This window comes from Flavobacterium sp., from assembly GCF_043720215.1.
Classification (GTDB): Bacteria; Bacteroidota; Bacteroidia; order Flavobacteriales; family Flavobacteriaceae; genus Flavobacterium.
Window position 1 is genome coordinate 1 of sequence record NZ_JAYSSZ010000244.1, and the last position, 2,910, is coordinate 2,910.

The following is a 2,910-nucleotide window of genomic DNA, read 5'->3' on the forward strand; positions in this document are numbered from 1 at the left end:
AACAATTTGTAATTTAAAAGACATACTGTAGTCTTTTTGGGTACGCTTTACATAGCGAGGTTCCTGGGTGTTTTCCATAACGATGAATTTATGTATCGCCATTTTAGGACAAGACATTAATACATAAAAAAAAGCACGAAAGGCACAATTTATTTTTGTGAACTTCGTGCCTTTAGTTTCTTATTTAGTACTTAAGAAAACTACTCTTCCTTTTTTCTTTCGACTAAATATTCATTTAATTTTTTTCCGTATTTAGATCTTGCTACTTTGGGTGACATCGATTTTGCAATAGTATCTAGGTATTTAATATTTATATCATAAATATCAGTTAAAGCAATATAGGGCGCTACTTCATAATTACCGTTTGTCATGGCAAAGTTTCCAGCATATAAATACCTGCGTTTTAAGAGAGCATCTTGCTTTTTAGTGTTCTCTTCAGTATTATTTTTTTTAGCTTTTAATGCTAACAGTTCATCTTTTAAATATTCTAGTTGTTGGTCATTAAATTTGGAAATAATGTCTTTGTATTGCTCATAGAGTTCCTGATTTTTAGAACCTGTAATTTTAGCTTTAGCTAAGAAAAATTCTAAATCAGTATCAATATTCATTTTACCCGGTTCTGCAAAGAAAAGTAAATTATTATCGATAGAGTTTGAAACACCACGATCAAGAAATAAGTACAACATTTCTGGAGAATCAAGTTTTATAGTACTTTCGAAAGTAGATTTCCCATTAAGAATTATACTATCAAGAACAACTAATGTAGTGTCTTGAACTCTTTGAATATATAGTTTTCCTTTTTTTAGTCCTTTTATATTTCCAGTAATTTCTAAAGTATCTGTTGATTTTTTTTCTTCACCACAAGAAGTAAGTATTGTGATAGATAATAGTGCAATAATTATTTTGTTCATCATATTTTAATTTGCCGCAAAATAATAAAAAAATCCTCAATTTGCAGTACAAAATGAGGATTTATATTTTTTAATAATCATAATACATTAAAGATGAATACCTCATTTTTTTATTTTTTTGAAAACAGATTTAAGAACACAGAATAATTTATTTAATTTTTTTGAATTTCTTAAATCTGTGTTCCTGTTTTTTCCTGAATGCTAAATCTCCTTAACCGTATTCATAATCGTTCCAATTCCTTCCACAGTCGCTTCTACCACATCACCATCGTACATCCATTCTTGTGGATTTCTTCCTGCGCCAACTCCAGCAGGTGTTCCGGTTGCGATAATATCACCTGGTTCTAAAGTAAAAACAATACTTAAATCTTCAATCAAATCATTGATGTTAAAAAGTAGAAATTTGGTATTAGAATTTTGTTTTTCTACACCATTCACTTTTAAAGATAAATTCAAATTGTGTGGATTTTCAATCTCATCTTTTGTTACTAAATACGGACCCATTGGCGCAAAAGTATCTTGACCTTTCGAAACAATCCATTGTCCTTCTCTACGACAATCACGTGCTGAAATATCATTAATTACAGTATAACCAAAAACATAATCTAAGGCATTTTCTTTAGGAACATATTTTCCTTTTTTGCCAATCACAACAGCTAATTCAACTTCCCAATCTAATTGTTCGGTTAATTTAGTGTTTTTTATAATGTTAGTATTTGTTCCAGTTACAGTCGTCGTAGGTTTAGAAAAAATAATTGGTTTTGTAGGCAATTTCCCAGTAGTGTCTAATGTTCTTGCGCTTTCTGCCACGTGTTCGGTATAATTTAAACCAATGCCAATGATATTTTTTCGTGGTTTTTCGATAGGAGCGAGGATGATTATTTCGTCGATAGCATAACTAATTTCATCCATTTGTTTTTGATTTGTTTCTGAAATCAAATCATTTATTTCTGCAATTACTTCAAATCCCATGTCTATTAATTCTAACATGTCATTTGGTAACGGAAAATTAGATATTTCTCCAAAATCTTCCATATCAACAACTTGATTGTTATGAATAAATCCTAATCTTGGCTCAGTTTCTGATGTTTTGTATGTAAGTAGTTTCATATTAATGTATTTAACCGCAAAGAGCGCAAGGATTTACGCAAAGTTCGCAATATTTTTTTATTGTTATTGATTTTTGAACTTGATATTGTTATTGTACTTGTTGATGTCCGTTGTTTTCTTCTAACTCTCTTGATTGAAATAAACCTAAAGATTTAATTACTGGTAAATCGTTAAATTGAAATAAACAAGCATCTTCTGTTTCAGATAAATTGTGATGTTCGTGCCAAGCCCAAGAAGGCACACAGAAAATATCTCTTTCTTTCCAATCGTAACGTTTCCCATTAATGATAGAATAACCTTTTCCTTTTGCACATTGATATACAAATGAACCCGTGTGTTTGTGTGCTTTTCCTTTGAATCCAGCTGGTAATAATTGCATCGCTGCTCCCATAGTTTGCATGACGTGACCGCCAGTTAACGGATTCGAATATTGCATAAAAATTGCATCAAACGGATTGACTTCTGATGCTTTTTGCGTTTCTAAAAGTGCTGGATAAACGTTCTTCCAAGAATATTTAAATAATGGCGAATACGATTTGTCCCAAGTTTTATCTGCTGGAAGTAATCCGGCACAACCATAAACGATTGGAGAATAATTTAACGGATTTACTAAGGGTTGTTTGCCATCGTATACTGCATAATCATTGGCTTCTAAAGCATTTACCAATGGAATATCTAAACCATCTTGCCAAATACATGTTTTACCATTTTCAGTAACACCGTGTTCGTGCCATGTTGAATTAGGCGTAATCACGAAATCATTCACTTCAAAAGTAATTTTATTTCCATCAACCACAGTATAACCGCCTTCTCCTTCCATAATGAATCGAAGAGCTGAAGCTTTATGTTTATGCGCTGAAGTACTTTCTCCAGGACGAGTCACTTGAAT

At 31.6% G+C, this 2,910-nt stretch carries 3 protein-coding genes; all 3 read right to left on the minus strand.

From position 1 onward, the window contains the following. Window positions 1-200: 200 nt before the first annotated feature. The gene (locus ACHZC3_RS10720) at window positions 201-911 is read right to left on the minus strand and encodes a DUF4369 domain-containing protein (RefSeq protein WP_394759857.1); all 711 of its coding nucleotides are present in this window, start codon (window positions 909-911) and stop codon (window positions 201-203) included. Window positions 912-1,112: 201 nt separating this feature from the next. Then, window positions 1,113-2,021, minus strand: coding sequence for a fumarylacetoacetate hydrolase family protein (locus tag ACHZC3_RS10725; RefSeq protein WP_394759855.1), 909 nt, complete (start codon window positions 2,019-2,021; stop codon window positions 1,113-1,115). A gap of 88 nt (window positions 2,022-2,109) precedes the next feature. Continuing rightward, window positions 2,110-2,910: cupin domain-containing protein (locus tag ACHZC3_RS10730; protein WP_394759856.1), on the minus strand; the 801-nt coding region annotated here is incomplete at its 5' end.